Source organism: Prosthecobacter sp., assembly GCF_044373815.1.
In the GTDB taxonomy this organism is placed as follows: domain Bacteria; phylum Verrucomicrobiota; class Verrucomicrobiia; order Verrucomicrobiales; family Verrucomicrobiaceae; genus Prosthecobacter.
On the sequence record NZ_JBIPNG010000034.1, the window covers coordinates 1 to 26,666 of the forward strand.

28 protein-coding genes are annotated in these 26,666 nt (G+C 59.4%); 11 read left to right on the top strand and 17 right to left on the bottom strand.

The genetic code is table 11. The features are described 5' to 3' along the window. On the bottom strand, nt 1-617 hold a 617-nt coding region (locus tag ACIREA_RS04845), incomplete at its 3' end, for an SGNH/GDSL hydrolase family protein (RefSeq protein WP_397381110.1). Between the two features lie 171 nt (nt 618-788). Here ACIREA_RS04845 and rpmJ point away from each other — a divergent pair. From rpmJ to ACIREA_RS04870, 5 genes are all read left to right on the top strand, one after another. After that, nucleotides 789-902 (top strand): 50S ribosomal protein L36, encoded by a 114-nt coding sequence (gene rpmJ / locus ACIREA_RS04850; protein WP_133796336.1) that lies wholly within the window; start codon nt 789-791, stop codon nt 900-902. A 30-nt stretch (nt 903-932) separates the two neighbouring features. Continuing rightward, nucleotides 933-1,307, top strand: coding sequence for a 30S ribosomal protein S13 (gene rpsM, locus ACIREA_RS04855; RefSeq protein ID WP_395731177.1), 375 nt, complete (start codon nt 933-935; stop codon nt 1,305-1,307). Between the two features lie 32 nt (nt 1,308-1,339). Further along, nucleotides 1,340-1,909, top strand: coding sequence for a 30S ribosomal protein S11 (rpsK, locus tag ACIREA_RS04860; RefSeq protein WP_397381112.1), 570 nt, complete (start codon nt 1,340-1,342; stop codon nt 1,907-1,909). A 27-nt stretch (nt 1,910-1,936) separates the two neighbouring features. Continuing rightward, nucleotides 1,937-2,551, top strand: a complete 615-nt coding sequence (gene rpsD / locus ACIREA_RS04865; RefSeq protein WP_397381114.1) for a 30S ribosomal protein S4 — start codon at nt 1,937-1,939, stop codon at nt 2,549-2,551. 82 nt (nt 2,552-2,633) lie between these two features. Continuing rightward, complete coding sequence (locus ACIREA_RS04870; protein WP_397381116.1) at nt 2,634-2,939, top strand: gamma-butyrobetaine hydroxylase-like domain-containing protein; 306 nt, start codon at nt 2,634-2,636, stop codon at nt 2,937-2,939. 16 nt (nt 2,940-2,955) lie between these two features. Here the strand turns inward: ACIREA_RS04870 and ACIREA_RS04875 are convergent, their stop codons facing one another. Both ACIREA_RS04875 and ACIREA_RS04880 read right to left on the bottom strand, forming a co-directional pair. Next, nucleotides 2,956-3,375 (bottom strand): secondary thiamine-phosphate synthase enzyme YjbQ, encoded by a 420-nt coding sequence (locus tag ACIREA_RS04875; protein ID WP_397381118.1) that lies wholly within the window; start codon nt 3,373-3,375, stop codon nt 2,956-2,958. Between the two features lie 213 nt (nt 3,376-3,588). Further along, nucleotides 3,589-4,059 carry a redoxin domain-containing protein gene (locus ACIREA_RS04880; RefSeq protein WP_397381120.1) on the bottom strand — a complete coding sequence of 157 codons (471 nt, stop codon included), beginning with the start codon at nt 4,057-4,059 and terminating at the stop codon, nt 3,589-3,591. A gap of 281 nt (nt 4,060-4,340) precedes the next feature. Here ACIREA_RS04880 and ACIREA_RS04885 point away from each other — a divergent pair, with 281 nt between their 5' ends. Genes ACIREA_RS04885 through ACIREA_RS04895 form a run of 3 tightly spaced genes read left to right on the top strand, consistent with a single transcriptional unit; the run spans nt 4,341 to nt 7,386 of the window. Further along, nucleotides 4,341-5,897 carry a class I adenylate-forming enzyme family protein gene (locus tag ACIREA_RS04885; RefSeq protein ID WP_397381122.1) on the top strand — a complete coding sequence of 519 codons (1,557 nt, stop codon included), beginning with the start codon at nt 4,341-4,343 and terminating at the stop codon, nt 5,895-5,897. A 3-nt stretch (nt 5,898-5,900) separates the two neighbouring features. Beyond that, nucleotides 5,901-7,085 carry a type III PLP-dependent enzyme gene (locus ACIREA_RS04890; RefSeq protein WP_397381124.1) on the top strand — a complete coding sequence of 395 codons (1,185 nt, stop codon included), beginning with the start codon at nt 5,901-5,903 and terminating at the stop codon, nt 7,083-7,085. Nucleotides 7,086-7,137: 52 nt separating this feature from the next. After that, complete coding sequence (locus tag ACIREA_RS04895; protein WP_397381126.1) at nt 7,138-7,386, top strand: phosphopantetheine-binding protein; 249 nt, start codon at nt 7,138-7,140, stop codon at nt 7,384-7,386. On the opposite strand, the gene ACIREA_RS04900 is transcribed toward ACIREA_RS04895, so the two are convergent. Then, a complete protein-coding gene (locus ACIREA_RS04900) occupies nt 7,383-8,354 on the bottom strand; it encodes a hypothetical protein (RefSeq protein ID WP_397381128.1) in 972 nt (323 codons plus the stop codon). The genes ACIREA_RS04895 and ACIREA_RS04900 overlap by 4 nt on opposite strands. Nucleotides 8,355-8,628: 274 nt before the next feature. Beyond that, nucleotides 8,629-9,987 (bottom strand): DUF1501 domain-containing protein, encoded by a 1,359-nt coding sequence (locus ACIREA_RS04905; protein WP_397381130.1) that lies wholly within the window; start codon nt 9,985-9,987, stop codon nt 8,629-8,631. Here ACIREA_RS04905 and ACIREA_RS04910 point away from each other — a divergent pair. Further along, complete coding sequence (locus tag ACIREA_RS04910; protein WP_397381132.1) at nt 9,986-10,357, top strand: addiction module protein; 372 nt, start codon at nt 9,986-9,988, stop codon at nt 10,355-10,357. The two genes, ACIREA_RS04905 and ACIREA_RS04910, sit on opposite strands and share 2 nt — an antisense overlap. Before the next feature lie 83 nt (nt 10,358-10,440). Here the strand turns inward: ACIREA_RS04910 and ACIREA_RS04915 are convergent, their stop codons facing one another. Together ACIREA_RS04915 and ACIREA_RS04920 are read right to left on the bottom strand one after the other, a co-directional pair. Then, on the bottom strand, nt 10,441-11,388 hold the full coding sequence (locus ACIREA_RS04915; protein WP_397381134.1) for an alpha/beta hydrolase: 948 nt from the start codon (nt 11,386-11,388) through the stop codon (nt 10,441-10,443). Between the two features lie 13 nt (nt 11,389-11,401). Further along, a complete protein-coding gene (locus ACIREA_RS04920) occupies nt 11,402-14,188 on the bottom strand; it encodes a PVC-type heme-binding CxxCH protein (protein WP_397381136.1) in 2,787 nt (928 codons plus the stop codon). A gap of 141 nt (nt 14,189-14,329) precedes the next feature. Here ACIREA_RS04920 and lnt point away from each other — a divergent pair, with 141 nt between their 5' ends. Then, on the top strand, nt 14,330-16,036 hold the full coding sequence (gene lnt, locus ACIREA_RS04925) for an apolipoprotein N-acyltransferase (RefSeq protein WP_397381138.1): 1,707 nt from the start codon (nt 14,330-14,332) through the stop codon (nt 16,034-16,036). Between the two features lie 6 nt (nt 16,037-16,042). Here the strand turns inward: lnt and ACIREA_RS04930 are convergent, their stop codons facing one another. The 10 genes from ACIREA_RS04930 to ACIREA_RS04975 all read right to left on the bottom strand — a co-directional run bounded on the left by ACIREA_RS04930 (nt 16,043) and on the right by ACIREA_RS04975 (nt 24,710). Further along, nucleotides 16,043-17,416, bottom strand: coding sequence for a hypothetical protein (locus ACIREA_RS04930; RefSeq protein ID WP_397381140.1), 1,374 nt, complete (start codon nt 17,414-17,416; stop codon nt 16,043-16,045). Nucleotides 17,417-17,493: 77 nt separating this feature from the next. Then, the gene (locus tag ACIREA_RS04935; protein ID WP_397381142.1) at nt 17,494-18,597 is read right to left on the bottom strand and encodes a type IV pilus twitching motility protein PilT; all 1,104 of its coding nucleotides are present in this window, start codon (nt 18,595-18,597) and stop codon (nt 17,494-17,496) included. 38 nt (nt 18,598-18,635) lie between these two features. Beyond that, nucleotides 18,636-19,739, bottom strand: coding sequence for a type IV pilus twitching motility protein PilT (locus tag ACIREA_RS04940; protein ID WP_397381144.1), 1,104 nt, complete (start codon nt 19,737-19,739; stop codon nt 18,636-18,638). A 15-nt stretch (nt 19,740-19,754) separates the two neighbouring features. Beyond that, complete coding sequence (locus ACIREA_RS04945; protein WP_397381146.1) at nt 19,755-20,156, bottom strand: hypothetical protein; 402 nt, start codon at nt 20,154-20,156, stop codon at nt 19,755-19,757. Then, nucleotides 20,129-20,530 carry a phage holin family protein gene (locus tag ACIREA_RS04950; RefSeq protein WP_397381148.1) on the bottom strand — a complete coding sequence of 134 codons (402 nt, stop codon included), beginning with the start codon at nt 20,528-20,530 and terminating at the stop codon, nt 20,129-20,131. The genes ACIREA_RS04945 and ACIREA_RS04950 overlap by 28 nt, the downstream gene beginning before the upstream one ends. 24 nt (nt 20,531-20,554) lie before the next feature. Next, nucleotides 20,555-20,920 carry a YqjD family protein gene (locus ACIREA_RS04955; protein ID WP_397381150.1) on the bottom strand — a complete coding sequence of 122 codons (366 nt, stop codon included), beginning with the start codon at nt 20,918-20,920 and terminating at the stop codon, nt 20,555-20,557. A 114-nt stretch (nt 20,921-21,034) separates the two neighbouring features. Further along, complete coding sequence (locus ACIREA_RS04960) at nt 21,035-21,682, bottom strand: hypothetical protein (RefSeq protein WP_397381152.1); 648 nt, start codon at nt 21,680-21,682, stop codon at nt 21,035-21,037. Nucleotides 21,683-21,764: 82 nt separating this feature from the next. Beyond that, complete coding sequence (locus tag ACIREA_RS04965) at nt 21,765-22,193, bottom strand: hypothetical protein (protein ID WP_397381154.1); 429 nt, start codon at nt 22,191-22,193, stop codon at nt 21,765-21,767. A gap of 50 nt (nt 22,194-22,243) precedes the next feature. Next, the gene (locus ACIREA_RS04970; RefSeq protein ID WP_397381155.1) at nt 22,244-23,953 is read right to left on the bottom strand and encodes an arylsulfatase; all 1,710 of its coding nucleotides are present in this window, start codon (nt 23,951-23,953) and stop codon (nt 22,244-22,246) included. Between the two features lie 25 nt (nt 23,954-23,978). Then, nucleotides 23,979-24,710, bottom strand: coding sequence for a hypothetical protein (locus tag ACIREA_RS04975; RefSeq protein ID WP_397381157.1), 732 nt, complete (start codon nt 24,708-24,710; stop codon nt 23,979-23,981). Between ACIREA_RS04975 and ACIREA_RS04980 the strand changes: the two genes are divergently transcribed. Continuing rightward, on the top strand, nt 24,709-26,666 hold a 1,958-nt coding region (locus ACIREA_RS04980), incomplete at its 3' end, for a DEAD/DEAH box helicase (protein WP_397381158.1). The two genes, ACIREA_RS04975 and ACIREA_RS04980, sit on opposite strands and share 2 nt — an antisense overlap.

Below are 26,666 nucleotides of genomic sequence, written 5' to 3' on the forward strand. Positions count from 1 at the left end.
ACGGCTTTGCCGAGCCGTCCATGCGCAGCCGCATCTAAATGGATGCCGTCGCTGCCGGGCTCGATCAGTGTTTGCGTATTGAGGAAGCCACAGCCGAGTGAACTGGCAACGGCTTCATAATACTTGGGCAGTCTGCGACTGTCTTTCTGACCGGTGGGGAACTTGGCGGCGACGTCCGGCAGGTGCAGTTGATCGCCGATGGCAGGTGGGCAAAGCAGCAGGAGTTTGGGTGCTTTGTTGCCGATGCCGGCATCACTGCCCAGGATCATCTGCGCCAGCATTTTGACACCGGTGGCGATCTCTCCGGGGGAAACGCCATAGACGGCCTTGAGATCATTCGAGCCGAGCATCAGCACCACCAGATCCAGCGGCTTGTGGGATTCCAGGATCGCAGGCAGCACTGTCTTGCCATTGCGTGCGAGGGCAAAGGGGTCGTCGTGCACGGTGGTGCGACCATTTTGCCCTTCTTCGATCACTCGAAAGCTGGTCCCTAGTTCATGGGCCAGAATTCCAGTCCAGCGCACATCATGCGGGTGGCGTTCAGGGCAGGGGAGTGAGATGCTGTCGGGCTTGAAGCCCCAGGTGTTAGAATCGCCAAAACAGAGAACGTTTTTCATCAGGCGTGCATGATGCCTTTCATCGAGGCGGGGGCAACTGCTCTCCACAAATGTGAATAACTCATCAAATTCCAGCTTGCGCCTTTTTTCGTCTGTGTTAGACATCCTGCCCCCTGCTCCAAAAGCAGGGTTTTGAGTTCCCCCAGACTCACCTTCTTTCACTACTCCTGTATGCGCGTCCGTACCTCCGTTAAACCTCTCTGCGAACTTTGCCGTGTTATCCGCCGCAAAGGTGTTGTCCGTGTTGTCTGCAAAAATCCACGCCATAAACAGCGTCAGGGTTAATCCTTTCTTTAAATCCCAATACACTGAATTATGGCCCGCCTGCTTGGAGTCGAAATCCCGAACGAAAAGAAAATCGAATACTCACTTCCGTATATCTACGGCATTGGGCTTTCCGTCAGCCGCAAGATTCTTGCCGCCACCAACATCGACCCGAACATTCGGGCAGGTGAACTGAGCGACGAACAGATCGCTGCGATCACCCAGACCGTTCAGGGGATGAAGATTCCGATCGAAGGCGACCTTCGTCGTGAGCTTCAGATGCACATGAAGCGCATCCTTGGTATCAACTGCTACCGTGCACATCGTCATCGTCGTGGTCTGCCAGTGCGCGGCCAGCGTACCCACACAAACGCCCGCACTCGCAAGGGTCCACGTAAGACCGTGGGTGCCCAGAAGGCGAAGTAATCTGAATTCTAGCAACGCCCCTTTCCAATATCATGGCTGACGAAACGACCCCCACCGCACCCGCCGCCGCAGCACCAGCTCCGGCAGCAGCCCCCGCTCCGGTAGCGGCACCCGCCCCTGGCGCAGCACCTGCTGCTCCTGGTGCAGACCAACGCCCCTCCGGCAGTGGCGACAAACAGGTTTCCCAGAGCGTCTGGCTCGAAATCGGTGGTGAAGCCGCCGAACAGAAGGTCGTCAAGGCCAAGGGTTCCAAGAACGTCTCCTCAGGCCTTGTCCACGTTTACGCCACCTTCAACAACACCATCGTTACGATCACCGACCGCGCAGGTGGTGTGATCGGCTGGTCCACTGCTGGTAAGATGGGCTTCCGTGGTTCCCGTAAAGGCACTGCATACGCCGCTCAGGTCGTTGCTCAGGATGCCTGCCGTCAGGCAATGGGTCATGGTCTGCGTGAAGCTGAAGTCCGCCTTCGCGGTCCTGGCTCCGGTCGTGAATCCGCTGTGCGCGCCGTGCAGGCCCTCGGTGTCGAAGTGACCACCATCAAAGATGTGACTCCAATCCCGCACAACGGCTGCCGTCCGCCAAAAGCCCGTCGCGTCTAATTTTTCAGCTCTTTTCTCTTACCCACTATGGCACGCTACACAGGTCCTCGCGAAAAAATCAATCGCCGTTTCGGCATTGCGCTTTTCGGTCCTTCCAAATCTCTCGAAACCCGTAACTTCCCACCGGGACAGCACGGTGCTCGCAACACCCGCCGCAAGACCTCTGAGTACGGCACCGCCCTCGCTGAAAAGCAGAAGCTGCGCTATCAGTACGGCCTCATGGAAAAGCAGTTCCGTCGCTTCTTCGCTGAAGCTCAGCGCCGTAAGGGCGTGACCGGTGAAAACCTGCTTCAGATGCTCGAACTGCGCCTCGACAACGTCGTCTATCGCATGGGCTTCGCCAACACCCGTTTCGCTTCCCGTCAGCTCACCAGCCATCGTCACATCACTGTGAACGGCAAGGTCGTGAACATCGCCAGCTACCAGTGCAAGCCAGGTGACGTCGTCGCCGCTCGCACCACCAGCCAGCGCAGCCAGCAGCTCATCGGTCGTTTCCTTGAAATGACCCAGGGCACTCCTGCTTCCGACTGGATGACTGTCGATCGCGACAAGATGAGCGGTGTTGTCAATCGCGTCCCAGTGCGTGAAGAGATCAACCCGATCGCCAACGAGCAGCTCGTCGTCGAACTCTACTCCCGTTAATCCCTCCGGATTAGCCATCATTCTTCAAGAGGGACGCTTTCGAGCGTCCCTTTTGCTTTCCCACCCTCGTAGCCTTTCTCTCATGACACCGACCCGCCTGGAACTCATCGGAACCGAAGTTGCCCTCGTTTGGAGCGATGGCACGGAGCAGTTCATCGCCATGGAAAAACTGCGCGCCGCCTCACCCAGCGCCGAGAACACCGGCGAACGTGATCTGCTGGGAAAGAAGATCGGTGGCACCAATCAAAAGCACTTTCCCGGCGTCACCGTGAAGGACTGGCGGATGGTCGGCGGCTACGCCATCCAGTTTGATTTCAGCGACGGGCACAACACCGGGCTGTACTCGTTTGACTATCTACGGGCGTTGGACGGTGTGGATGCCGCGTGAGAGTGGCGGAGTGCTATCATTCCCCCACCACACTGACCACAATGCTCCGCGTGTGTGGGGCCCGGCGGTGCTCGAAGAGAAAAATGCCCTGCCATGTCCCAAGGGCGAGACGGCCGTTCACGACGGGAATGACTTCGGAGGTGCGGGTCAGCGCCATGCGCAGATGGCTTGGCATGTCATCCGGCCCTTCGTAGGTGTGAACGAAATAAGGCGTGTCCTCCGGCACGAGGTGGTCAAAGAAACTGTGCAGATCGGTGCGCGCTGAAGGGTCGGCATTCTCGTAGATCACCAGGCTCGCGCTCGTGTGCTGCACGAAGACAGTGACCGTGCCTGTGCGAATGCCACTCACGCGCACAATCTCCTGACAGCGCTCGGTGATTTCATAGGTGCCCTTGCCCCGGGTGGGGATGGAGAATTGATCAGCGTGAGCGGCCATGTGGGGGGATGAATTGGAGGACAGGCTTCCAGCCTGTCAAACGGAGGATAGGCCTCTGGCCTGTCAGGCGGATCGAGGCGTCCCGCCTTCGATTCAGAAACCAAGGCGGGACGCCCCAGGCCGTTGTCAGGCCGGAGGCCTAACCTCCACTCTACAAAAATGCCATGTGATGAAGAATCACATGGCATCTGATTGTTGACTACAGCGGGTCGATTACGACAGCTCAGCGAGCTTGGCCTTCACTGCGGCGAAGTCAGGAAGATCCTTCGGCGTGGCGGTCTGTTCGGCGTATTGAATGACACCGCTCTTGTCGATGACGAAAGCTGCGCGGGCGGAGGTATCACCGATGCCGGCGAGGCCTGGGAAGAGCACGTCATAGGCCTTGGTGGTTTCCTTGTTCAGGTCGCTGACCAGGGTGATGCCGATCTTTTCTTTTTGGGCCCAGGCTTCCTGTGCAAATGGGCTGTCCACGCTGATGCCGATGACGTCGGCGTTCAGGTCGCTGTAAGAGCTGAGGCCTGCGGTGATGTCACAGAGTTCCTGGGTGCAGACGCCCGTGAAAGCGAGGGGGAAGAACAGCAGGACGGTGTTCTTGCCAGCTGGAAGCGAGACATCGCTAAGACCGGTGGCGGATTTCGATTTGAGGGTGAAGCCAGGGGCTTTGGAGCCGACGGAGAGTGCCATAGAGGTTGTGTGGGTGTGGGTTGCGTTCAGGCCGGGTGGCCAGGAGTCCGGTTATCAAGGCCAGACTGGCCTTCAGGTCAAACTAACGTTGCTGCTCTCCGTTTCGGATTCTCTGCCGTTCACTCCAGCAGCAGATGTTCCTTGATCGGCACCCCGGAGGATGCAATTCGGATCAGAAACGATGAAAATTCCACGGGAGTGTTATTTTTTGTGAAAATTAAACTCATCTGGTTGCGCGGCAAATATTCGGCTCTTAACGTTGTTTGCGCTTTTGTTTCTCGATGCCTTCGAACACTTCCACGCTTCCATTACTGCCGCCTTCGGAACTCGATGGTCTTGAAGCGGCTTGGTGCATCGCTGAGTATGTGCGTGAAGGTGCCCACAGGTGGCCGGAAAGCATCTATTTTAGGGATGGTACGCAGGAGCTGACCTATGCGGAGACTTGGCGACGCATCTGTAGCATCGCGGCGTGGCTTAGAAGGCAGGGCATCGGACACAATGACCGTGTGGTGATGGTCACTGACAATCGCATCGAGACGGTGCTCCTGTTCTTTGCTGTGGCGCAGATCGGTGCCATCTCGGTGATACTGCATCCTCAAATCAAGCCGGAGGGGCTGCGACGCATTTTGTCGCAAACGGAACCGAAGCTGGGCCTGCTGGATTCTGCCACAGCCTGGCTGCGTGAAGAATTCCGAGAAACGCCGCTCGTTTGGGTCGGCTGCGAGAATGAAGATTGCCACTTCCCCGATTTGATCGCTGAGGAGGAACCGCCAGTCGTGCCGTATCCCGGGCTGGAGATTGATCCGGCCCTCCTCGTCTTCACCTCCGGCTCCACAGGCACGCCACGCGGCGTGATTTTGACGCATGACAACGTCCGCTTCGTCTCCGCCGCCATCCAGGCGAGACTGCCATATAGGGCGGAGGATCGGGTGGCGATCTTCTTGCCTCTGAGTTTTGATTATGGCCTCTACCAGGTGTTTTACGCCGCCATCAGAGGAGCGTCGATCTTTATTGGCAGGCCGGAGCATGCCGGGCCGGAGCTGCTGCGGATTCTTGCGGCGCAGGAGATCAGTGTGCTGCCAGGCGTGCCGACCCTGTTTGGCGGACTCATCAAGATGCAGCGATACCGCCCGGTGCCACTGCCCAAAATGCGCATCATCACGAGCACGGGCGATCATCTGCCGCAAAGTTACATCGCCAGCATTCGCGAGTTGTTTCCGCAGGCTCTCGTTTATCCGATGTATGGACTCACGGAGTGCAAACGCGTCTCCATTCTGCTGCCTGACGAGTTGGATGCCAAACCTGAGTCTGTCGGCAGGCCGCTGGATGGCACGGAGGTTTTCGCCGTCGACGAGGACGGCAAACGTCTGCCTCCCGGCGAGATAGGCGAGCTTTGCATTCGTGGCCCACACCTCGCGCTCGGTTACTGGCGGGCTCCGGAGGAGACAGCGAAGCGCTATCCTGTGCTCGACGGCACACGTGTGCTTCGCAGTGGAGACTTTGGCAGCCTAGATGTGGATGGTTTCTTGTACATCCATGGACGCAGTGACTTCCTCATCAAGCACAAGGGCCATCGCCTCAGTCCTGCTGAGGTGGAGGAGGAAGCCTGCCTTATTCCCGGCATCGTGGCTGCAGGATGCATCAAAGACGAGGCTAAGGATCTGCTGTGCCTGTTTGTGAGTGTCTCGGAATCTTCGCTCGGCGAGGCGCAAATCATCCAGGCTCTCAGCGTTAAGCTCGAACCCGCCAAAGTACCCAACCGGGTGTTTTTGCTTCCGGAACTGCCAAAAACCGGGAATCAAAAGATCGACCGGAAAGCCCTTCGCGCGATCCTTTGAGCCATGAACGCTGATTTCGCTCGCCAACTCGTCGAAAAGTACGGTTCACCGCTCTATGCGTATGATTTGGATGTGGTGAATGCGCGACTGCAGGCCTTGCAAGCAGCGCTGCCAGAGGGTTCGCGGCTCTACTACTCTTTTAAAGCCAATCCACTTCCTGCCATCGCACGCGAGTTGCGGAAGCAGGGCGTGAGGGCGGAGATCACCTCGGACGGGGAACTTCTGGCGGCGCAAAAAGCGGGCTTTGAGAATGGCATCGTTTACGGCGGGCCGGGCAAGTCCGAAAAGATGATCGCACGCATGCTGGAGAATGACGTGACGCATTTTTCCTGCGAGAGCTACACTGATGCCGGGCGGTTGTCGAAGATGGCGGTGAAGGCCGGGGTGGAGATCACCGCCATGCTGCGCGTGAATCCACAAAAGGCTCCAGATGCCCGGCTGGCGATGAGCGGCGTGGAAAGCCAGTTCGGATTTGATGAGGCGCTGCTGTTCGCGGATGGCGCGGCGCAGCGGCTGAAACTGCCGAACTTAGAGGTCAACGGTGTCCATGTTTATTTCGGCACCCAGGTGGGCTCTGTGGAGGCGCTGGCAAAGAACACGCAATGCGCCTTGGAGACGGCGACGCGGGTTTCGACTGCGCTAGGCTTTGAATGCCAGGTCGTCAACGCTGGCGGCGGCTTCCCCTGGCCCTATGCGAGCGATTCGGCGGGCAGTGACCTTCCGGGGCTGCGCGAAGCATTGGATGCCGTGTGGAAAGCCTCGCCGCTGCATGGCAAGACCCAGCTCTGCTTTGAAAGTGGCCGCTACCTCTGCGGCAGCAGCGGAACGCTGATCTCGACTGTGCTGGATGTGAAAAAGGCCGGATCGAAGACCTTCGTCGTGCTCGACACCGGCATTCATCACCTCGGTGGCATGTCCGGCCTAGGTCGCATCCCGCGGTCTGCGCTCACCTTGGTCAATCTGACGGCCGAAAGACAAGGCGAGATCGTCGCCGATGTCGTGGGTCCTCTGTGCAGCCCGCTAGACAGCCTGGCGCGTGGCCAAAAAATGCCGCCTGTCGAGGTCGGCGATCTGCTCGCCGTGCCGAATGTGGGAGCTTATGGCCTGACAGCGAGCCTGCTGGGCTTCCTCAGCCACCAGAGGCCCGAGGAAGTTGCTTTTCGCGGCAGCAAGGTGATCGAGAATTGAGTCTTCCAGTGATGGCGAATTTTTTTATCATGCATTCTAATCAGTGTTTCCAATGACCGCGACCGATCTCCCTCTGAAACTCCAGGAAATCCTCCGCCCGAAGCTCCGCTTCCTAGCGCACAGCGCCGAAGTGCCGATGGATGAGGATCTTGGCAAGCTTGGCCTCGACTCCATGGCGTCCATCGATCTGCTGATGGAGATCGAACAGCAGTTCGGCGTGCAGATTCCCGATGAACTCATGACGGCGGACACCTTTACCACCGGGAGCCACCTTCGGTCGGTGATCGAGAAGCTTATCTAAATCCCCCAGTCTCCCTCTGCGAGCACGCTTTGCTTTGGCAGCGTCTTAATCGCCTCAGGAATGGAGAAGTGATGCGCGACCTGCTCTGGGCGTCGATGCAAAATGGGCGCGCCATCCCAGGAGTCATCGCCAGGAAAGCTGGCGAGGGAGAGAAGACGTTCGCTTCCAAGCAGTGAGGGCTTCCGCACGATTTCGCCAATGAGGGCGTAAATCTCGGAGAAGTCATCGCAGGTTGTAAAATGATCCACTTCCATCCAGCCAGGGATGCCGCGGATTTTCTTCGGGGTCAGGAACAGGTAGCTGGAGAGGCAGGACGAGGCATCAAGCACGCCGATGAACTCATGGCGTCGCATCGGCGAGGCGGCGAACCAACGCAGATACTCCGGTGTGATCCATTTTTCGATGCGGTCGGGCCTCTGAAAGTTGGCGGCGATGCTGCGCACTTCTGAGGGGTCTCGTGTCAGCTTTTTGCCGGAAGCCAATCCTGGCCATTTTCCCCGCAATGGCAGTGCAAAAAGGCCCAGCGGCACGAAGTGGCGTGTAATGTCCTTGGCAGGCGTCCAGCCGATTTTTTGCAGCATCATCTGTACTTCAGGAGTCGGCGTGGTATCCGCCATCAGTGTGCATTCCGCCAGTCGTCGCAGCTTCATCAGCATGGGCAGGCTGGCATTGCGATGAGCCTCCTCAACGCACCAGGTGGAAGCGATCATGGCGGGCGTGAGTGTGCCGCTCACCGCATAGCCTGCGGGAATCAGCGCCATGAAGCCAACGAGGCGGCCCTCATGCCGCATGACCCATCCGCGATCAGGAGCGATTGAGGAAAACGGGTTCTCATCCCACCAGTGCGCCATACGACGGCACCAGCCGGAGGCAGCAAGCGTGTCCGGCGCATGCCGTGACAACCATTCTGCAAGCTCCTGTCGGTTCGCAGGAGAGTCTTGAAGAACAAGGATCTGGCAGGCAGGCATGGAAGGGGACGATTTTTCCTTCAGGAGCGGGCGATTGAAGACAAGACGCCTAATGCCAAATCGCCAGGTTCTGAGGGCTGCAAAGCCTCCAGAAGCCGAGGCCTGTGCCCCCAACCAATGATTTTGACGCTCCCCAGCGCGGTAGTTCCATCAGTGAAAACCTTGCTAAGACAGGGGCGTTATGCATGAACTCTTGCATGCTTTCATATGTGATTCCTGACAAGCTACTGCAAACAGTTATTCCTGGTTTCCTAAATCTGCGTTGATCAGGGCCTCATACCAGTGGCAGGAGTTCCTTGATGGGATCGCCGAAGGGCAGGATGGGCATTGGGCGACCCTGGAAGTCATCAAAGGTGTCTTCCGGGTCGATGCCCAGATGCTGATAGACCGTGGCCCAGAGGTCGTTCGGACTCAGCGGACGCTCAATGGGGTATTCGGCCCGTGGGTTCGTTGCGCCGATGACCTGTCCCGTTTGCATGCCGCCGCCGCTGACGATGAAGGACATCGCACTGGGCCAATGGTCGCGCCCTGGCTGGCTCACGCCGGTTTGGGTGCCGATCTGAGTGTTGATCTTGGGCGTGCGGCCAAATTCGCCGGTGATGATGACGAGCACGTCTTTGTCGAGCCCGCGCTGGTGGATGTCCTCGATCAATGCAGATGCTGCCTGATCATACACCGGCATGCGCCAGCGGGCGTCGGCATACATGTCGCAGTTTACCGCGTGGCTGTCCCAGTTGTAGGTACAGTTCTTCGGGATAGTCGTGGAGAAGGGATTCTCCCAGACCATGGTCACAAAACGGCAGCCGGCTTCCACGAGACGGCGCGCCATGAGTCCGCGCTGGCCGTAGGTGCTGTAGCCGTAGCGTTCTCTCGTCTGGGCCGACTCCTGGGTCAGGTCAAAGGCATCACGCACTGAGGGCGTGGTGAGCATGCCAAACGCCTTCTGGCTGAAGCTGTCCATGGCGTCCATGAGGCCGCTGCGATCCATCTCGCGCTTGAGATTGTCCATGCCCTTGAGCAGGTGCATGCGGTCGTCCATGCGTGAAGCCATGTCAGGCGTGAGGCCGATGTTCTCGACCTTGAAATCCTTGGCACTGGGATCTCCCACCACCATGAAGGGGGAGGCGGAAGGTCCGAGATAGGCTGCGCCCATCGAGAAAATATCGATGCCGCTGCGACCACGATCCACGCCTGCCACACAGGTGGGCATGGCCTGTCCTGCGCGCTGCAGCTTGCGGGTAATGATGGACTGCACCGAAGGCGCATCATTGACGAAGCCGACCGGCAGCGCGGGATTGCGCCCGGTCATGAAGCGCTTGTGCCCGCCGCCGTGGTCCGAGAACTCGTGATGCACGCTGCGGATGATGTTGAACTTGTCAGCGATCTTCGCCTGCTTGGGAAACAACTCGCAGATGTGCGTGCCGGGCACCTTGGTACGGATCGGATTGAGCACGCCGCGATATTCCACCGGTGCATTCGGTTTCATGTCGTAGCTCTCAAGCTGCGACATGCCGCCCGGCAGCCAGACAAAGATGACCGACTTGTCCTTGAGTCGTTTTCCCGCAGCCTTGGCAATCGTCTCGGCGCGCAAGGTGTCGCTTAACGACCAGCCAGTGAGCCCGAGCGTGCCCATGCTGAGAAAACTCCGCCGCGACAGCGGGCCGGAGCAGCGGTGGGGAGAGGCGGAGGACGAGAACGACATGGGATGTCACAGATACGTCGGCTCCAGCAGGGACTTTCAACGCGGCAGCTTGGTGCTATTCTTCGTTATCATGGCTGTTTACGAACTTTTTGCTCAAGCCGCTCGTCTTTCATCCGAGGAAAGACGTTTTCTGGCAGAAATTATCTGGGAGACGGTGGACGCGGATTTACCCGCGCAATGGGAAAACGATTCCACGATTGCGGCGGAGGTGGAGAGACGTTTTGAAGCGTTCAAAGCGGGCCGCGAACCGGGGCTGAGTCATGGTGATGTGTTTGCGGCTGCAAGGACATTTGTGGCATGAAGTGGTATTTGGAACACTTTCAGGAGTGGCTATGCTGAATTACCGAACGTTACTGTGCTCGGCATCCAGAAACTTTCCGTGCATCATTTGCCGATCTTTGACGATCCACCATTTTGCGGGGAGATCTCGCCACCAGTCGGTGCGACCGCGCTGAAAGTGAGTTGCTGCAGGAAATGATACAATGCCTGCTTCCACTCTGGGGCATCGTGTTCGTGGTCAGTGACGTGCCATACATGCGGTACTGCCTGTTCTTTTAGCCAAGCATGAAAATCCTGGCTGATGGAGAAGAGCCCATCCTTGCTGCCGCAGGAAAGCCAGAGCAGGTGGAGGTGTTTGGCCGCATTGGCGTTAGGCAGCAGTTCGGCGGGTTTGTGGGTGTTGGGTGCGGAGGAGAAGCCGCCGACCCATGCAAAGAGCAAGGGATGACCCAGCCCGAAATTCAGCGCCTGCCCGCCACCCATGGAGAGTCCTGCCAGCGCACGGTGCTCGCGGTCTGCCTGCACGGCATAGCGCGCTTCAATGGTCGGGATCACATCGTCAAGCAGGTCGTGCTCAAAAAACGCAAAGGCTGGCGCATGCTTGAAGACATCGCCTGTGGGTCGGTCGTTTTTCTGTGCTCGGCCGTTTGGCATGACCACGATCATTGGCACCGCTTTCCCATCAGCGAGGAGATTGTCCAGCAGCACGTCCGGGTGTGCAAAACGATCCCACTCCGTTTCATCGCCGCCGATGCCGTGGAGCAGGTACAGAACAGGCAGTTTTTTCTCCGGCGTGTAGCCGGGAGGTGTGTACACATTCATCCGCCGCCGAGTACCCACGGTCTTGGAATCGTACTCGATCATCGTCAGATTGCCGTGTGGGATGCCCTCCCGCCGTTTGTCCCAGCCTTCGGGTGGCGGGGGAAAGGCGGGGCGGTCATCTTCCTTCAACACGATCGGGCCCCAGGACTTGCGTGGCTCGCTTTCGACCGACTGCGACAACGCAGGGCAGGTGGTCAGGATCAGCAGCAGGGCGCGCGCAATGATGTTCATGGCAGGTGCTGCTTCACTTCAGGCTCATGATGAACGCCTTCACATCGGCGAACTCCTGAGGCTTCAAGATGAGGTTCATCGGGGGCATCGGAGAGATCGGTGTGGCGGTGTAGCCTTCGGTAAGTTTGGCGTTCGGATTGACGAGGCTTTCGAGGATGTAGGCGGCGTCTTTGCGCGTGGCAATGCCGTCCAGCGCTGGGCCGACGGCGCTGCCCTGGCCTTTGAGCATGTGGCAGTTTTTGCAGGCGGCCACGGGGTGCTCCCAGAAGATCTTTTCACCGCGCTTCACATCACCTGCGAGCTTGGATTCATCGTCTTCAATTTCGGGTATCAATTCCACCAGGCGCACATCATCAAAGTAGGTGTCGCCTTTGCCCACGTGAAGGAGGTTGATGCTCGCCTTGTCGCGGGTCTTGCTGTTGAAGGTCACGTCCACTTCGGTCCAGTCCTGCGTGCGGGTGAGCTTGGTCGTTTCAGAACGGCCGAGGTGATCGTTGAGGCTGGCTTTGCCACGGAAGCCGTGCGTCTTGATCCAGGCGCTGAGCTTGTATTCTGTGTTTGGCTTCAGCGGCACGTCGGCGAAGAAACTGGTGTCGGCATCATCGCGGGTGATGACGCGGAAGGCCTGCTTCCCGCTGTGGATCATCTTCTCATCGGTGACGATGCTCCATTCGGCCCCAGCATTGCCTGGCTTCGTACCGTAGTTGCGCTGCTTCCATGCGGTCGGTGTTTTGGCACCTGCCGCCACCTCTTCAAAGCCGGGGTTCGGCAGGAGATTGGGACCTTCCTTGTAGCTCAGGGCTTTGTGTTTCTTGCCCAGCATCTTGGCGGCTTCGGCCAGCCATTCGTCATTTTTCACGACCGGATCAATGGCGAGCTTTTTCACCAGCGTCTGGATCTCCGGCGTGGTGGGGAAGTCTGCGAGCTTCACGAAAGCGGCGAGGCGTGTGTGGAGATCGGGATCACTGATGACGCCGGCACCGAAGAGGAGGGACTGCGCTTTGGCATCGCTGCCGAGGGCGCGAATGGCATTGCGGCGTAGTCCGGCGTCTTTTGAGAGTAGTGCGGCTTTGTGCGTGGCTTCATCGAGTTTGCCCAGTCCTTGCAGACTCCATAAAGCGTGGATGGCAGCCGTGCTGTCACTCGCATCCAGCACTGTGTGATTGATGCTCTTCACATCCACACGCTCGCTGCTTTCGACCATCTCACGCTGCGTGGTGAGGCGCGCAGACTGTGTGCTGGCGGTCAGTGCAGGCTTCTCCGCCTTGGGATTGGTTCCTTTGGCAACGATCCGGAAAATCCGCCCGCGGCTGTGATCGCGCAGATCGTTCTCATGCGCGCCGCCTTTGCCGGTGGTGGTCACGAAGCCGCCGCGTTCCATACTCGGCGTGGGATTGTGCTGGATGATGAAGTTTTGGAAATCGGCCACCCACACGGCGCCATCGGGACCGACTTCGGCGTGGACGGGAGAGTTCCATTCATCGCTGCTGGCGTATATGTTCATGAAGTCGAGCGCCTTCCAGCCTGCGCCATCGGGCTGCACATCGAAAAGGGAGACGACCTTCATCGTGGGTTCGCAGACCATGGCCTTGCCTTGGAAACGCTTGGGCAGGTTGCCGCTGTAGATAAAATTGCTGCCTGCCGCCGCCGTGTAGCCGCCGAAGACATCCACCTGACGGAAGTTCGGCGTGATGGTGTGGCAGGCCTCGACGACGTTGATCTTCTTGGCCGTCATGCCGCGTGAGCCTTCGGGATAAACTGTTCCGGGGATGCCGCCAAAGAAGATGGGCGCGCCGTTCGCGGTGCCGCCGAACTGATCGCCCGCATCATTGGTGCTGTGCGCCCAGGAGTTGTTGGTGAACTGGTGCAGGAACTCAATGGCGCTGCCGTCTGCCTTGAAGCGATAGGTGCCCATGGCGAACTGATGCTTCTTGCCACCGACGTAACCTTCGATGCCGCTGTAGCCGACACAGCCGTAGAGCCAGTTGTCGAAGCCGTAGTGGAGATTGCTGGCCTGAGCGTGCGTGTCGCGGATGCCCCAGCAGTCGATCACGGTTTCACGCACATCGGCTTTGTCGTCGCCGTTGGTGTCCTCGAGGTAGATGAACTTCGGCGGCGCGGCCACGATGATGCCTTTGCGAGCAAACACGATGCCGGTGGGCAGGTTGAGCTTGTCGGCGAAGACGGTGAACTTGTCGGCCTTGCCATCGCCGTCGGTGTCCTCGCAGATTTTGATGCTGTCCTGGCCTTCGCCGCTGTCGGTGACGCCATGGGGGTAGTCGCGTGTCTCCACCACCCAGCAGCGACCGCGTGCATCCCAAGCGAAGGCGATGGGCTTGGCGATGTCCGGTTCGCTGGCGAAGAGTTTCAATTCGCAATCGGCCGGCACCTGGGTGCGCTCCATGCTGGCTTTCACGCTCATGGGCAGCTGCAGCGTGAGCGGTTCGGGGCGCTTCTCGTAATTGGCCACCTGAGGGTGCTTCTTACGCTCCTCGGGATCGCGCTGCTTGAGGAAGGCTTCGTAGCTGGCTTTGCGCTCGGCGCTGAGTTTGGAGAGAATGGCATCGCGGCTCAGATCGCTGCCGGGCTTGACGATGAGGTCGTAGTTTTCGGCGGGCAGTTCCTCCTTGGCATAGTCAAACCAGATGGCATCGCGGCCCAGATCACGCATGGCCTCATACAGCGGGCCGACGGCGGTTTGCTCCTTGCCCTCGGCATCCAGATACAGCACGCGGATGGGGCCGGTGGGCGCGGCATGGGCTAAAACGGCGGTGAAGAGGATGAGCAGGATCGCTTTCATGGTTGGTGATGTGAAATCTCACTCGAAATAACGCTTTCTGGCCAGCCTGATGTGCGGACAACTTTTGGGAGGAATCGGACACGGTGAAAATGACGGAATGTACGTTTGGCTTTTCGTCTGGCGGCGGCATGATCCCGGCCCGTGACTGATACCAAACGACTGCGCCTGTTCATGCTCATTGCCCCGCTGCTCAGCGGGATCATTCTGACGTTTGCCTTTCCAGGCTGGAATTCCAATCTCGCGGTCTGGCTCTGGCTCCTGCCTCTGCTGGCTGTCTTGTGGCCATGGAAGCAGGCAGAAGGTGTCAAAGTGCGTCCGTTTTGGCGCGGCTATCTGGCCGGGCTGGCCTTCTTCCTGATCAATCTGAAGTGGGTGCATCATTCGGCGCGCGTGAGGCTTGGCAATGCGATTGACGACTCCTGGTCGGGGTTGCTGCCGGAGCTGGCAGGATTCGGCGCGCTAGTCGGCCTTTCTGGATACTGTGCGGTTTACTTTGGTCTGTGGGCCTGGTTCACGCATCGCTTTGCACGGCCTAATGTGACCACGCTGACCAAAGATTCCTGGTGGCCGAGCACGCTGCATTCGCTGGCGTGTTCCTTTCTCGCTGCTTCGGCATGGGTGGCCTGTGAATGGCTGCGCAGCACGACGGTTTTCACCGGCTTTGGTTGGAACGGCCTCGGTGTGGCGATGTACGGCATGCTGCCCCTCATCCAGGCAGCGGATCTCGTCGGCGTCTTTGGCCTGTCCTTCCTGCCGGTGTTTGTGGCCTGCACGGCCTGGAACACGCTGACGCGGCTCATCATCGCTTATCGCGGGGAGGGGACGTGCAAGACGCGGCTCGATTTCACCATGGCTTTGATCCTCATGCTCAGCACAGCGGGGTATGGAATGCTGAAGCTGACCGCCAAAGAAAAGGACGCCATTACTGTACGCACCGTTCTGGTGCAGCCCAACGTGTCGCTGGTGGATGCCGCGACGGGCAGGCTTGCGGAACAAACGTATCAGCACCTCGATCAGTTCACCCGCATGTATGGCACGGCGAAGGAGGGCAGGACCTCCACGGATCTCATCATCTGGCCGGAAAGCGCGCTGCCGGTGAATCTTGAGGACCGGTATCACTATCTCCCGCAGGACTTTCATCGAAATTACTTCAATGACATGCTGCAGGCTGGAGACTTCAGCCTCTTCTTTGGCACGGATCTCTATAAAAGCGCTGAGATCGGGCATGTATCCGCCGTGCTGTTTCGTGGCAGCGCCGAGCATCGGCAGGATTATCACAAGGTGCATCTGGTTCCCTTTGGTGAATACCTGCCGCTGAAAAGCATCCCGCCTTTTTCCTTTCTGAGCAGCATGTTTGAAGGGGCCTTCACGCCGGGAGACAAAACCGAGCCGATGCTGCTGGAGCAGCCGCAGGTGCAGATCATCCCGCTCATCTGCTTTGAAGACACCGTGGGCAGTCTGGCACGCAAGTTTGTGCGCGAGGCTCCGCAGATGATCGTGAACATCACCAACGATGGCTGGTTCCTGCAAAGTGAAGAGCCTGAAGTGCATCTGACCAATGCGCTCTTCCGTGCCATCGAACTGCGCCGCCCCATGGTGCGTGCCACGAATACGGGCGTGAGCTGCTTCATCGACACTTGTGGTCGCATCACTTCCCGGCTGAAAGATCCTGAGACTGGTTCAACCTTCATCGAAGGAACACTGCCCGGTGAGGTCAAGGTGCCGCGTGCGGGTCACCTGACGCTTTATGCACGTTACGGTGACTGGTTTGCGCTGACGCTGCTGGGCATCTGCGTGGCCGTATGGATCTACAGTGCATTGATCCGGAAAAAGAACGCGATTCCTTGAGCGGACTCAGTCACCCCGCCACCAGGAGCGCCAGGTGGGGCGTGGCTTGGGATCCTGCTGAGATTGCAGCGGTCCCGGAAAGTGGGCGTCGTTGGCGTTCTCGGCAGGAGGGACGGCGCTGTCTTCGTCGGAGAATGGCTTGGCGAAGTTCTGAGGGACAAATTTGGATTTCGCGGTGACGGAGTTTTGCATCGGCGCACGCGGGCGCAGGATAATCTCGGCTTCGACCACGGTGCCTGCCGTCTGAGGCTGAAAGGGAACTGCGGGCGTTGTTGCAAACACGTCCGGTTCAGTCTGCCAGGGATTGTGGGGTGCTGCGCTCAGCGGGGGATCGAAGGATGCTTCGCCAGGAGCCGCCAACACGACCGGGATCTCTGGCGCTGCTGCTACTGCTGCTGTGGGCAGAGGTTCGAAAAAGGGTGCTGGTTCCCACACAGGGGCCGCAACGGACGGGGCCGGTGATGGCATGAGGGGCACGGGTGCCAATGGAGGAGCGACCTGGATTTCATCCGGAAATGCCGCCCCTTGGAACACCGCAGTGGAAAAGAAGAGCGGTGGTCCGGGCTCTTCATGCTGCACAGGGGCGCTGGAAAACATGTTGGAGCGAGGAGGCTCCATGGTGCTCATTGGGGCTTCTTGCGGCATCGGGGTGCTGAAGAACATGTCGCCGACGGGTGGGACGTATGGCGCGGATTCGTTCAAGCTCGGCAAGGGATCGAGACCGAGAGTCCATGCGCCATCTGCTGCAAGGGGAAGCGAGGGAGGCGGCGTGAGCGGTATATGCAGCAGAACTTGCGCAGGCACGGGCGGAGGAGGTGCCTCCTGAAAAAATGGCGAAGGTGGAGGAATGGTTTCCGGCTCTTGCTCTGCTTCTACCTTCTCGATTTCCGGCTCAGGTGTCGAAATCGGCATCGGCTGCGATGCGGGTTCACTGAGGCCAGCAAAGGCATCGTTGTCGGGCGGGGGTGAGGAAAAGGGGAACTCCTCAAATTCATCCAGAAGAAAGGATTCCGGCTGGTAATCATCTGCGGGCTCTTCCGGCGTGACGTCGACCGTGGAGAAATCAACGACAGGGGCCTGCTCTTCGCGAATGATTTGGCGGGAAAGCCACTGTTCGACCTGACTCTGGGCGGGGATTTCAGGCGGTGGAGCAGGGGGCGGCAGGCTCTTTGGCGTGACCGTTGGCGGAGGAGCGGTGGTCTTTTTCTGCTTCAGCATCGCCATGGCCGCAGCACCCGCTGCGAAGAGCAGGGGTGCTTTGCTAATGCGTGCCGCGATGACTCCGCCAAGCGCCGTGGCCGCGAGGATCGCCAACGGGCCAGGCTGATGACTGGTGCGTTGCGGCTGGTCTGACGAATGGTCCTCGGAAGCCGTGCTCATCCTTGAATTAAAACGATGTTAATTCACCGCAGAAGCTGCGGCAAGACTCAACTGCTTCGCTGCCAGTCTGCGGCTGACTATTTGTTGGCATCGCCACCGCTGGCGACGGCAAGGCCGGCATCCTCGGGAGGAAGGAAGGCTTTGAAGCGGTTTTTGTCGATGGCCTTCATGTAGGCTTCCATCGGGGTGACGTAGCCGTCACGGAGCTTCTGCCAGATGGCTTCGTCCATGAACTGCATGCCCTGGGATTTGCCGCCGATGATGACGTCGTAGAGCTTCTGCGTGGCACCTTCACGAATGATGGCGCCGACGGCGGGATTGGACACCATGATTTCATTCACGGCGGCACGGCCCTTGCCATCGGACTTCTTCATGAGGAGCTGGGCGACCACGCCTTTGAGCGAGGCGGCGAGCATGGTGCGCACCTGGCTCTGCTGATCGGAGGGGAAGACGTCAATGATACGGTCAACGGTTTTGCGGGCGTTGTTGGTGTGCAGGGTGCCAAAGACGAGCAGGCCGGTCTCCGCTGCCGTGAGGGCCAGCGAAATGGTTTCAAGGTCGCGCATTTCACCCACGAGCACGATGTCCGCATCCTCACGCAGAGCGGCGCGCAGGCCGTCGGCGAACGATGGGGTCTGGATGGGCACTTCACGCTGGGTGATGATGCTCTTCTTGTTGCGGTGCACGAACTCGATCGGTTCTTCGATCGTGATGATGTGGCGGCGGAAGTTGGTGTTGATGTAATCCAGCAGGGCGGCCAGCGTGGTGGATTTGCCAGAGCCGGTGGGGCCGGTGACGAGCACCAAGCCGCTGCGCATGTGGCCGAATTCCTTGACCACGGGCGGGATGCCGAGCTGCTCAAGAGTGGCGATCTTGGTGGGAATGATACGAAACACGGCGGCATAGCCGTGCTGCTGCCGCAGGTAGTTGCAGCGGAAGCGGTTGTCCGCATCCATCTCGTAGGCGAAGTCGAGGTCTCCCTTTTCCTTGTAGCGGTCCCACGCGCGGGGCTCGCAGATTTCGCGCATCATGGTCTCCATGAGGCGCTCGTCCAGGATCTGGTCGGAGATTGGTTTGATGCTGCCGTGCACGCGCACCTTGGGCGGCTGCTTCTGGCTGAGGTGGAGGTCAGAGCCGCCCAGTTCGATGAGCTTCTGGAAATATTGATCAATGATTGGCATGAGACGTTAGCAGTGGTCGGTTGGCTTGGCTGATGGCCTCAGGATTCAAAGAATTTTTTCATCAAGACCTTGTCCTCGGAGCGGAACTCACACTCCTCGCGGCTGATCTGTCCGGTCGAGTAAAGATTGCGCAGTGAATCATCCATCGTGATCATCCCGACGCCTTTGCCGGTCTGCATCACACCTGCCAGCATGTAGGTCTTGCCTTCACGAATGCAGTTGCCGACGGCCGGCGTGTTCACCAGCACTTCCAGCGCCATCACGCGGCCATTGCCGTCGAGTCTAGGCACCAGCTGCTGGGAAAGAATGCCACGCAGGGATTCAGACACCATGATGCGGATCTGATCCCGCTGATCAATGGGGAACACATCCAGCACACGGTCCAGCGTACGTGCGGCGCTGCTAGTATGCAGCGTGCCCAGCACCAAGTGGCCCGTTTCCGCAGCCGTGATCGCCAGCGAGATGGTTTCAAGGTCGCGCATTTCACCGATCATGATCACGTCCGGATCTTCACGCAGCGCACCGCGCAGCGCGGCGGCAAAGGAGGCCGTGTGCGTGTGCACTTCGCGCTGATTCACGTGGCAGCCCTTCGGCTCAAGGATGTACTCAATCGGGTCTTCCAGCGTGATGATGTGATCCTCCCGCTCTTGATTGATGGAATCGACCAACGCGGCAAGCGTGGTGGACTTGCCGCAGCCGACAGGACCGGTGACGAGGATCAGGCCGTTGTGGAAACGGGTGAGTGTTTTGGCCGTGGCAGGCAGTCCGAGATCTTCGACAGATTTGATCTGCGTCTTGATGACGCGGAACACCATGTCAATGCCCAGGCGCTGCTGAACGACGGAAGAACGGAAACGACCGAAAGGTGGCGAGTAGGCGAAATCGACATCGCCGCGAGATTCAAGCTGTTTGACCTGGGCCTCTCCCAGGAAGCCGTAGGCGAGGCGACGGGCATCTTCCGGGGTAAGAATCGCCGCATTGTCCCAGATGGGTTGCAGATTGCCGTAGCGGCGCCAGACAGGTTGTGCGCCGGTGGCGAGATGCAAGTCAGACGCATCATACTCCATGCAAAAACGCAGGTAGTCGTCCACGGAGCCTAAAACAGGAAGAAGATCTTGTGGGGGTTGGTTGGGATCGGACATGAAAAGGTGATGACGCTAGACTGCTTCGGAATCCGGGACGTTCGGAGATATTTTCTGGCGCAGGTAAGTTTCAAACAATTGAGTGCCGTAATTCATCAAGGATTTACGTGCAAGACCAAGCAGCGGACTGAGGAGCAGAGCAAACAAGCCACTTCTCTGAGCGCCACTAAGGGAAGCTTCAGGATGGCGGGCGGAACCTCGCGAGGGCCAGATGGCTTTCAGCACCGCCAGTCCTGCGACAGCTGCGCCTCCGATCCACAGCGCCCGATGCTTTTCCACGCTGCGGGTGATCACGGCCCGCGGGCTCCATTCCTCCACCGCATGGGCGGCATGATGCGCCAGAGACGCACGAGCGTCTTCCAGATCACGCAAAGCCTGCTGCTTCGGCGTTAGTTGTTCTTGTTGCTGGCGAGCCATTCGCGATCCCGGCGGAATTGATTGAATGTTTCCTCAAAGAGCTGCATGCCGCGCAGCCTGGACTTCAGTCCGGCGAGCAGAAGCAGGCCGAGAAAGAGATGAATGCCAGCACCGGCAAGAGCCACCCGCGTCCAGTGCCAGCCGTTGGCGTCTGCAATGATCCAGACGAGTGCGGGGGCGGCCAGCATCCAGCCGATGACGAAGGCGGCAAAGGCCAGCATGAACATGCCGGAGAGATTGGTGAGGCGGTTGCCCGCTTCCTGGCCTTCGATGTGCAGCAGGCGGCCACGTGCCTCAATGTACAAGGCGACGGCGCGCAGCAGTCCTGTTGCGCTGGCGCGTTCCTCGGGGGCGGGCGGCGTGCCTGGGTTCATGAAAAGGGGGGCGCGATGTAAGAATCAGCGACGCAGAATGGCCCCGACGACGAATCCAATGCCAAAGGCGGTGAGCAGAGCCTGCAGCGGCTTTTCACGGGCGAATTTTTCCGCCTCGGCACGCAGGTCATCATAGCGCACACGCGCTTCACTGAAGGTGTTGTCGGCGAATTCGCCGGCCTTTTCCTTGATATCAGTCGCTTTCTGCTCGGCGGTGTCGCGGAACTGCTGGGCGCGTGTTTCCGCGGCAGCGCGGAATTCGGAGGCCTTTTGCGCAGCTGCAGCACGAAGTTCTTCGGCGGCTTTCAAGGCGCTGGCTTTCGCGGCTTGAAAGGGGGCGTGTGGAGGACTGCTGCCAAAGACGGAATCTACGGTGGGGTTGTCAGTCATGGTGCGAAAAGTGTGGGGGGTGGCATGCAGGGCTAAGGGCCTGCTTTACGTCCCTGAATAAAGACGGTCTCTCACGCTTGGCGAGAGGAAAAAACATTTGGTCGATTTCTTCGATCAGGCGCTGCGAACCGCACCCCGAGGGGTGCTTTTCCGCATGGCAGGCGCTGGTGCTCTGCGTCGTGCGAGCAGCAAAGCGCGTTGCAGCGCGGAGTTCTGCTGTTTTGCGCTGGCGATTTCCGCCTTGGCTGCAGCAAGTTCGGACTCAAGCGACTGGATGCGCAGCGTGTCCATGGCGGGCAGTGCAGGCAGGGAAGCCGGAGGAACGGGAGGCTTTGGCAGAGCGGCGGTGAAGGGTGGTGGAAGTGCTGGGGCTGCAGCCTTTGGCTGGGCGGCCAGCGCGGCCTCAAGCTCGGAGATCTTGGCAAGTGCGACTGCCAGCGTCTGCTGGTGCACCGCATCCATTTCCTTCAGGGCATTGGCACCACCCTGATCCACCTGCTGCAGCCGGTGTGAAAGCTCACTGCGCAGGGCATCAAACTGACGCTGGGTTTTGGCTCTCCAGGACATGGCGTCATGGTGGACGGAGGTGACCTCCAGCTGCTGCAGCACGGACTGCTTTTCCATCTTGGCGATTTCAACTTCCATGCGGTGGTTGTCACGGAGGAGCCGAAAGGTGCGCACCAAGGAAAGTAAAAACAAACCTGTAGCGATGCTGAGACCGATGAGCAAAACCAGGACGTCCTGAGGCAGTTCACTATTCATTCCTGTGTATGCGGCAAATGTTGTTCTAAATCAATCTTGCGGGAGGTCTTTCGCTTTAGCAGAATTTCAATTCTACAGGGCTTTATGAGATGTTCAGAGCTGGGACGGGCAGCACGGGTTTCTCTTCCGGCGTTACAATCTTGGCCAACACGGCGGGTGGTGGCGGTGGGGGTGCAAAGACTTCAGCCGGCTTGACGGCAGTCTCACAGCGCTGCTGCACCTCCTGGTAACGTTGTTCGGATTCTTCGAGACGTTTGGAGAACTCGGCACGGAAAGAATCAAACATGCGCTGCAGTTCTCCGCGCCAGGCATTGGAATCCGAACGAACCGAGAGGAGCGCCTGATGCTGGTTGACCACCTGCTGCTCCATTTTGGAAGTGCTTTCGCGCAGGCGTGAATTGGTGCGCAGCAGAAACACAATCCTCACCATCGAGATGGTAAGCAGGCCTCCAACGATTGCCAAACTCAGTTTCAGCGTGGGGACATCGAGATGAATTTGGGAAAGGTCCATAAGGTGAGATGGGAGCATGTTTCGTTCCAAAATCAATGTGGCATGCTCATTTATTTAGAGCGTTTCCCCTTCGCATTTTTGACAATGGTGGGCTTTTTCCAAGCGCCGATGGGAAGCACTTGCGCGTGTGCTGCCCAAGTTTCCCAAGCTGCGGACATGGCTTGTACACGCTCTGGTTCAGCCGCCGCGAGGTCATGCATCTCAGCACGGTCCTGATCGATGTTGTAGAGTTCCCATGGTTTGTTTTCCTTGGCCACGAGCTTCCATGGACCGGCGCGATGAGCGCGGTTGCCCTCGTGTTCCCAGAAGATGGAACGTGTTGCTGGACTCTGGCCTTTGAAGAAGGGAATCAAACTGAGGCCTTCTTTGGGGCGGATGGCCTGGCCGTTGAATTTGGCGGGATAGCTTGCTTCGGCGACATCGGCGCAGGTCGCCATGAGATCGACAAGATGGCCGGGCTGCGTCTCTATTTTGCCATGCTGTGCCTCTGGAATCCCGGCGGGCCAGTGGGCGATGAGCGGTGTGGAGATGCCGCCTTCATGCACGAAGTGCTTGTACTCGCGGTGCGGTGTGTTGGAGACATTGGCCCAGGCTTCGCCATAGGCGATGTAGTCGTTCGGTCCGCCCGGCATGATGCCCTGGCCCTGCTTCACGGGCTGGCCGTCGCGGGTTTGTTTGGGGATGACATCGAGGCGGATCGCATCCTGCGCGATGACAGGGAAGGTCTTGTCATTGAATGCCGGCGGCTTGGCCTGGCGGCCGATGGGTTCCTGGCAGCCGCCGTTGTCCTGGAGAAAAAGAATGAGCGTGTTTTGCAGCAGGCCTTTTTTTTCCAGCGTGCCCACCACGCGGCCGATGCCCTGATCCATGCGGTCGATCATCGCCGCATAGGTTTCCATGCAGCGTGTCTCCCAGGCTTTGTCCTTCACCTGCGTCCAGTCGCCGAAGGTTGGGGAGAGCTCCGCGTTCTTGGCGATCAATCCCATCTTCTGCATGCGCAGCAGGCGTGCCTGACGCATGGATTCGTAGCCTGCGTCAAACTTGCCTTTGTATTTGGCCACGTCTTCCGGCAGCGCGTGCATGGGCCAGTGCGCGGAGGTGTAGGCCATGTACATGAAGAAGGGCTTGTCCTTCTGCGCGGTGGCATGCTCATCTATAAAGCGAATCGCGTGGTCGCTGATGGCATCGGTGTAGTAGTATTGATTCGGCTGGTACTCAGCATCGGCGAAGGGCGAGATCATCGTGTCATCGCGGGTCAGCGTGCCGGGATCATAGAAGCTGCCTGCTCCGGTGATGGTGCCGTAGAAGCGGTCAAAGCCGCGATGCAGCGGCCAGTTGTGCTTGGGGCCTTCTGGCACCGCGTGCTTGGTGATGTGCCATTTGCCCACGGCATACGTCCTATAGCCCGCCGGTTTCAAGACTTCCGCGATGGTCACGCAGCGGTTGTTCAAATCGCCGCGATAGCCGTCGTGCCCACGATCTTCCATCATGTGCCCGATCCCCGCCTGATGCGGATACAGTCCCGTCAGCAACGAGGCCCGCGTGGGGCAGCAGCGCCCGGCGTTGTAGAACTGGCTGAGCCGCACGCCGCCCTTCGCGAGACGGTCGAGATTCGGCGTTTGAATGTCTCCGCCATAACAGCCGAGGTCCGAGAAGCCCATGTCATCCGACATGATGAGGATGATGTTGGGCTGAGCTGCATACAAGGAGGCAGCCGTCAGTACCAGGGACGCGAGGGGAAGCAGAAAGCGGGTGGACATGGCAGGAAACACAAAGCTGCTGAACTCACTTCACCTCCGCCACGTCCACCACGTTGAGCTGGATGAACTGGCCGTTGAAAGGCTGCGGGGCAGGGGAGACTTCGGGGACGACGAGTTTGGCGAAGTTGGTGATCATGTGGCCGTTCTGGCCGTTGCCGTGAAGGGTGAGCGTGGCGCCGCCTTCGACTTCGATGGTGGCGGTGTAGTCGATGGTGAAGATCTTGTGGCCCACCTTGTCCTGGCGGTTGAAGAAAAAATGCTGCGCCGGGGCGGAGACGGTGAGCTGGTAGATGTTGTAGGTGGCGTTGTTCGGAGCGCCGCCGATGTAGAAGTACTCGCCCACCTGCTGGCCGTCCTTGTACATCATCGGCTCCACCACGCCGCGCACGCGGAGGGTGATCTTGTAGCGCTTGCCGGGCTCGCCGCCAAACTTGCGCACGTCGGTGAACTTGTCGTTGGTGGCGGGATCGTTCGTGGCACGTGCTGAGATGCCGTCAGCGCCGGGCTTGGGGTTTTCCGGCATGGGGTCCTTGCAGGCGAATTCGAAACGGTAGCCATCGAGACTGGCGGCGACGGCTTTCAAATCCTCCGCTTGAGAAGCTGGTGCGACGCAGAGGGTGATGGCGAGGAGGAGGGAGGAAAGGCGGTGCATGGATGGTTGGTAGGGTGAACCGACGAAACGCAGCCCGTGGATGGAATCCACCATCGTTCGTCGAAAAAGATGAAGTTCTGGTTTATAGCGAGCGCCCCACTTCATGCCTGCCCCCACCGCGCTCCCCATTTGGAAAATTCACGCCGACATCCTGCGCACGCTGCAAGGCGGCAACCGGCTGGTGCTGGTGGCGCCGACGGGCTCGGGCAAGACAACGCAGGTGCCGCAGATGCTGCTGGATGCGGGCGTGGCGGGAGACAAGATGATCGTGGTGCTGCAGCCGCGCCGCGTGGCCGCACGCACCGTTGCGGCACGTGTGGCCTCGGAGCGCGGGGGCAAGCTTGGCGCGGAGGTGGGTTATCAAATTCGGTTTGATGACCACACCAGCGTGGGCACGCGCATCTGCTTTGTCACGGAGGGCATTCTGCTGCGCTGGCTGCAGGATGATCGCTCTCTGTCGAAGATCGGCGCGGTGGTGTTTGATGAGTTCCATGAGCGCAACCTGCTCAGCGATGTGGCCTTGGCTTTGGTGAAGCATTTGCAGCAGAGCCAGCGACCCGATCTGGTGATGCTGGTGATGTCCGCCACGCTGGATGCGGAGCCGGTGGCGGCGTATTTGAACTCCTGCCCCATCTTGGTTTCCGAAGGGCAGAGCTTTCCGGTGGAGGTGGGCTATCTGCCGGTGCCTGATCAGCGTCCGTTTACGGTGCAGGCCGCTGAGGCGGTGGAGCGCATCTTGTATGAAGGCGAGCCCGGCGACATCCTCGTCTTCATGCCGGGGCGCGGCGAAATCAATGGCACGCTGGACGCACTGAGAGGGCTGCGAACGCAGGAGCGTGTGGCCTGCATTCCCCTGCATGGCGAACTGGAGCCGCAGGAGCAGGACCGCGCCTTTGCTCCGAACTCGCTGCGCAAAGTCATCGTGGCGACGAACGTGGCGGAGACCAGCATCACCATCGACGGCATCCGCCACGTGGTGGACAGCGGCGTGGCACGTGTGGCTCGTTATGATGCAGAGCGCGGCATCGGCACGCTGTTGCTGGAGCCGATCAGCCGTGCCAGTGCAGATCAGCGGAAAGGGCGTGCGGGCCGTACCGCGCCTGGCACCTGTCATCGTTTGTGGACCTCCATCGGCCACCAGACTCGCGAAGAACGCAACACGCCCGAGATTCAGCGCAGCGATCTGGCCGAGGTCGTGCTGCTGCTGCACTCGCTCGGCATCCAGGAAGCGGCCACGTTTGATTGGCTGGATAAACCTGACCCGCAGGCCGTGGTGCGTGCGGAGAAGCTGCTGACCATGCTGGGAGCCCTGCACGAGGGCAGGGCGGAGCTCACCCCGGTGGGACGCCAGATGCTGCGCCTGCCGATGCACCCGCGCTACTCGCGCATGCTGATCGAGGCCAGCCAGCGTGGCTGCGTGCCGGATGCGGCCCTGTGCGCTGCTCTCGTCAGTGGGCGCGATTTGCTGGCGCGATTGGATCGTGATGATGCGCAAATGAAAGGCTTGCGCGAGATGTTTGAAGACAGCGGAGACTCCGACTTCATCACGCTGATGCGGGCCTATGAATTTGCCAAAGAGAACGGCTTCAGCTTTGAGCGCTGCCGCAGCCACGGCATCAATGCGCAGGTGGCCCGGCAGGTGGAGCAGACCTGCCAGCAGATCCTGCACGCCGCGCAGCAGCAGCGGCTGTATGATCGCGACGGTGGGACCACGGCCAAAGGTGACGAAGCTCTCCTGTGCTGCCTCATGGCCGGATTCGTGGATCAACTGGCCAAACGCCGCGTGCCCGGCAAGCCGGAGTGCGATCTCACCGAGCAACGCCAAGGTCAGCTCGTGCGTGAGAGCGTGGTGCAGGAGGCTGCGTTTTTCGTGGCTGCGAATCTGCGGGAGGCGCCATCGCGTGGCCCGGTGCCGTTGACGCTGCTCAGTCTCGCCACCGCCGTGCAGCCGGCATGGATCGCGGAGATGTTTCCGCAGCATCTCAGCACCACGGTGGAGCATCTGTTTGATGCGCAGAACAAGCGTGTGGCCGCGATGAAGGTGGTGCGTTATCGCGATCT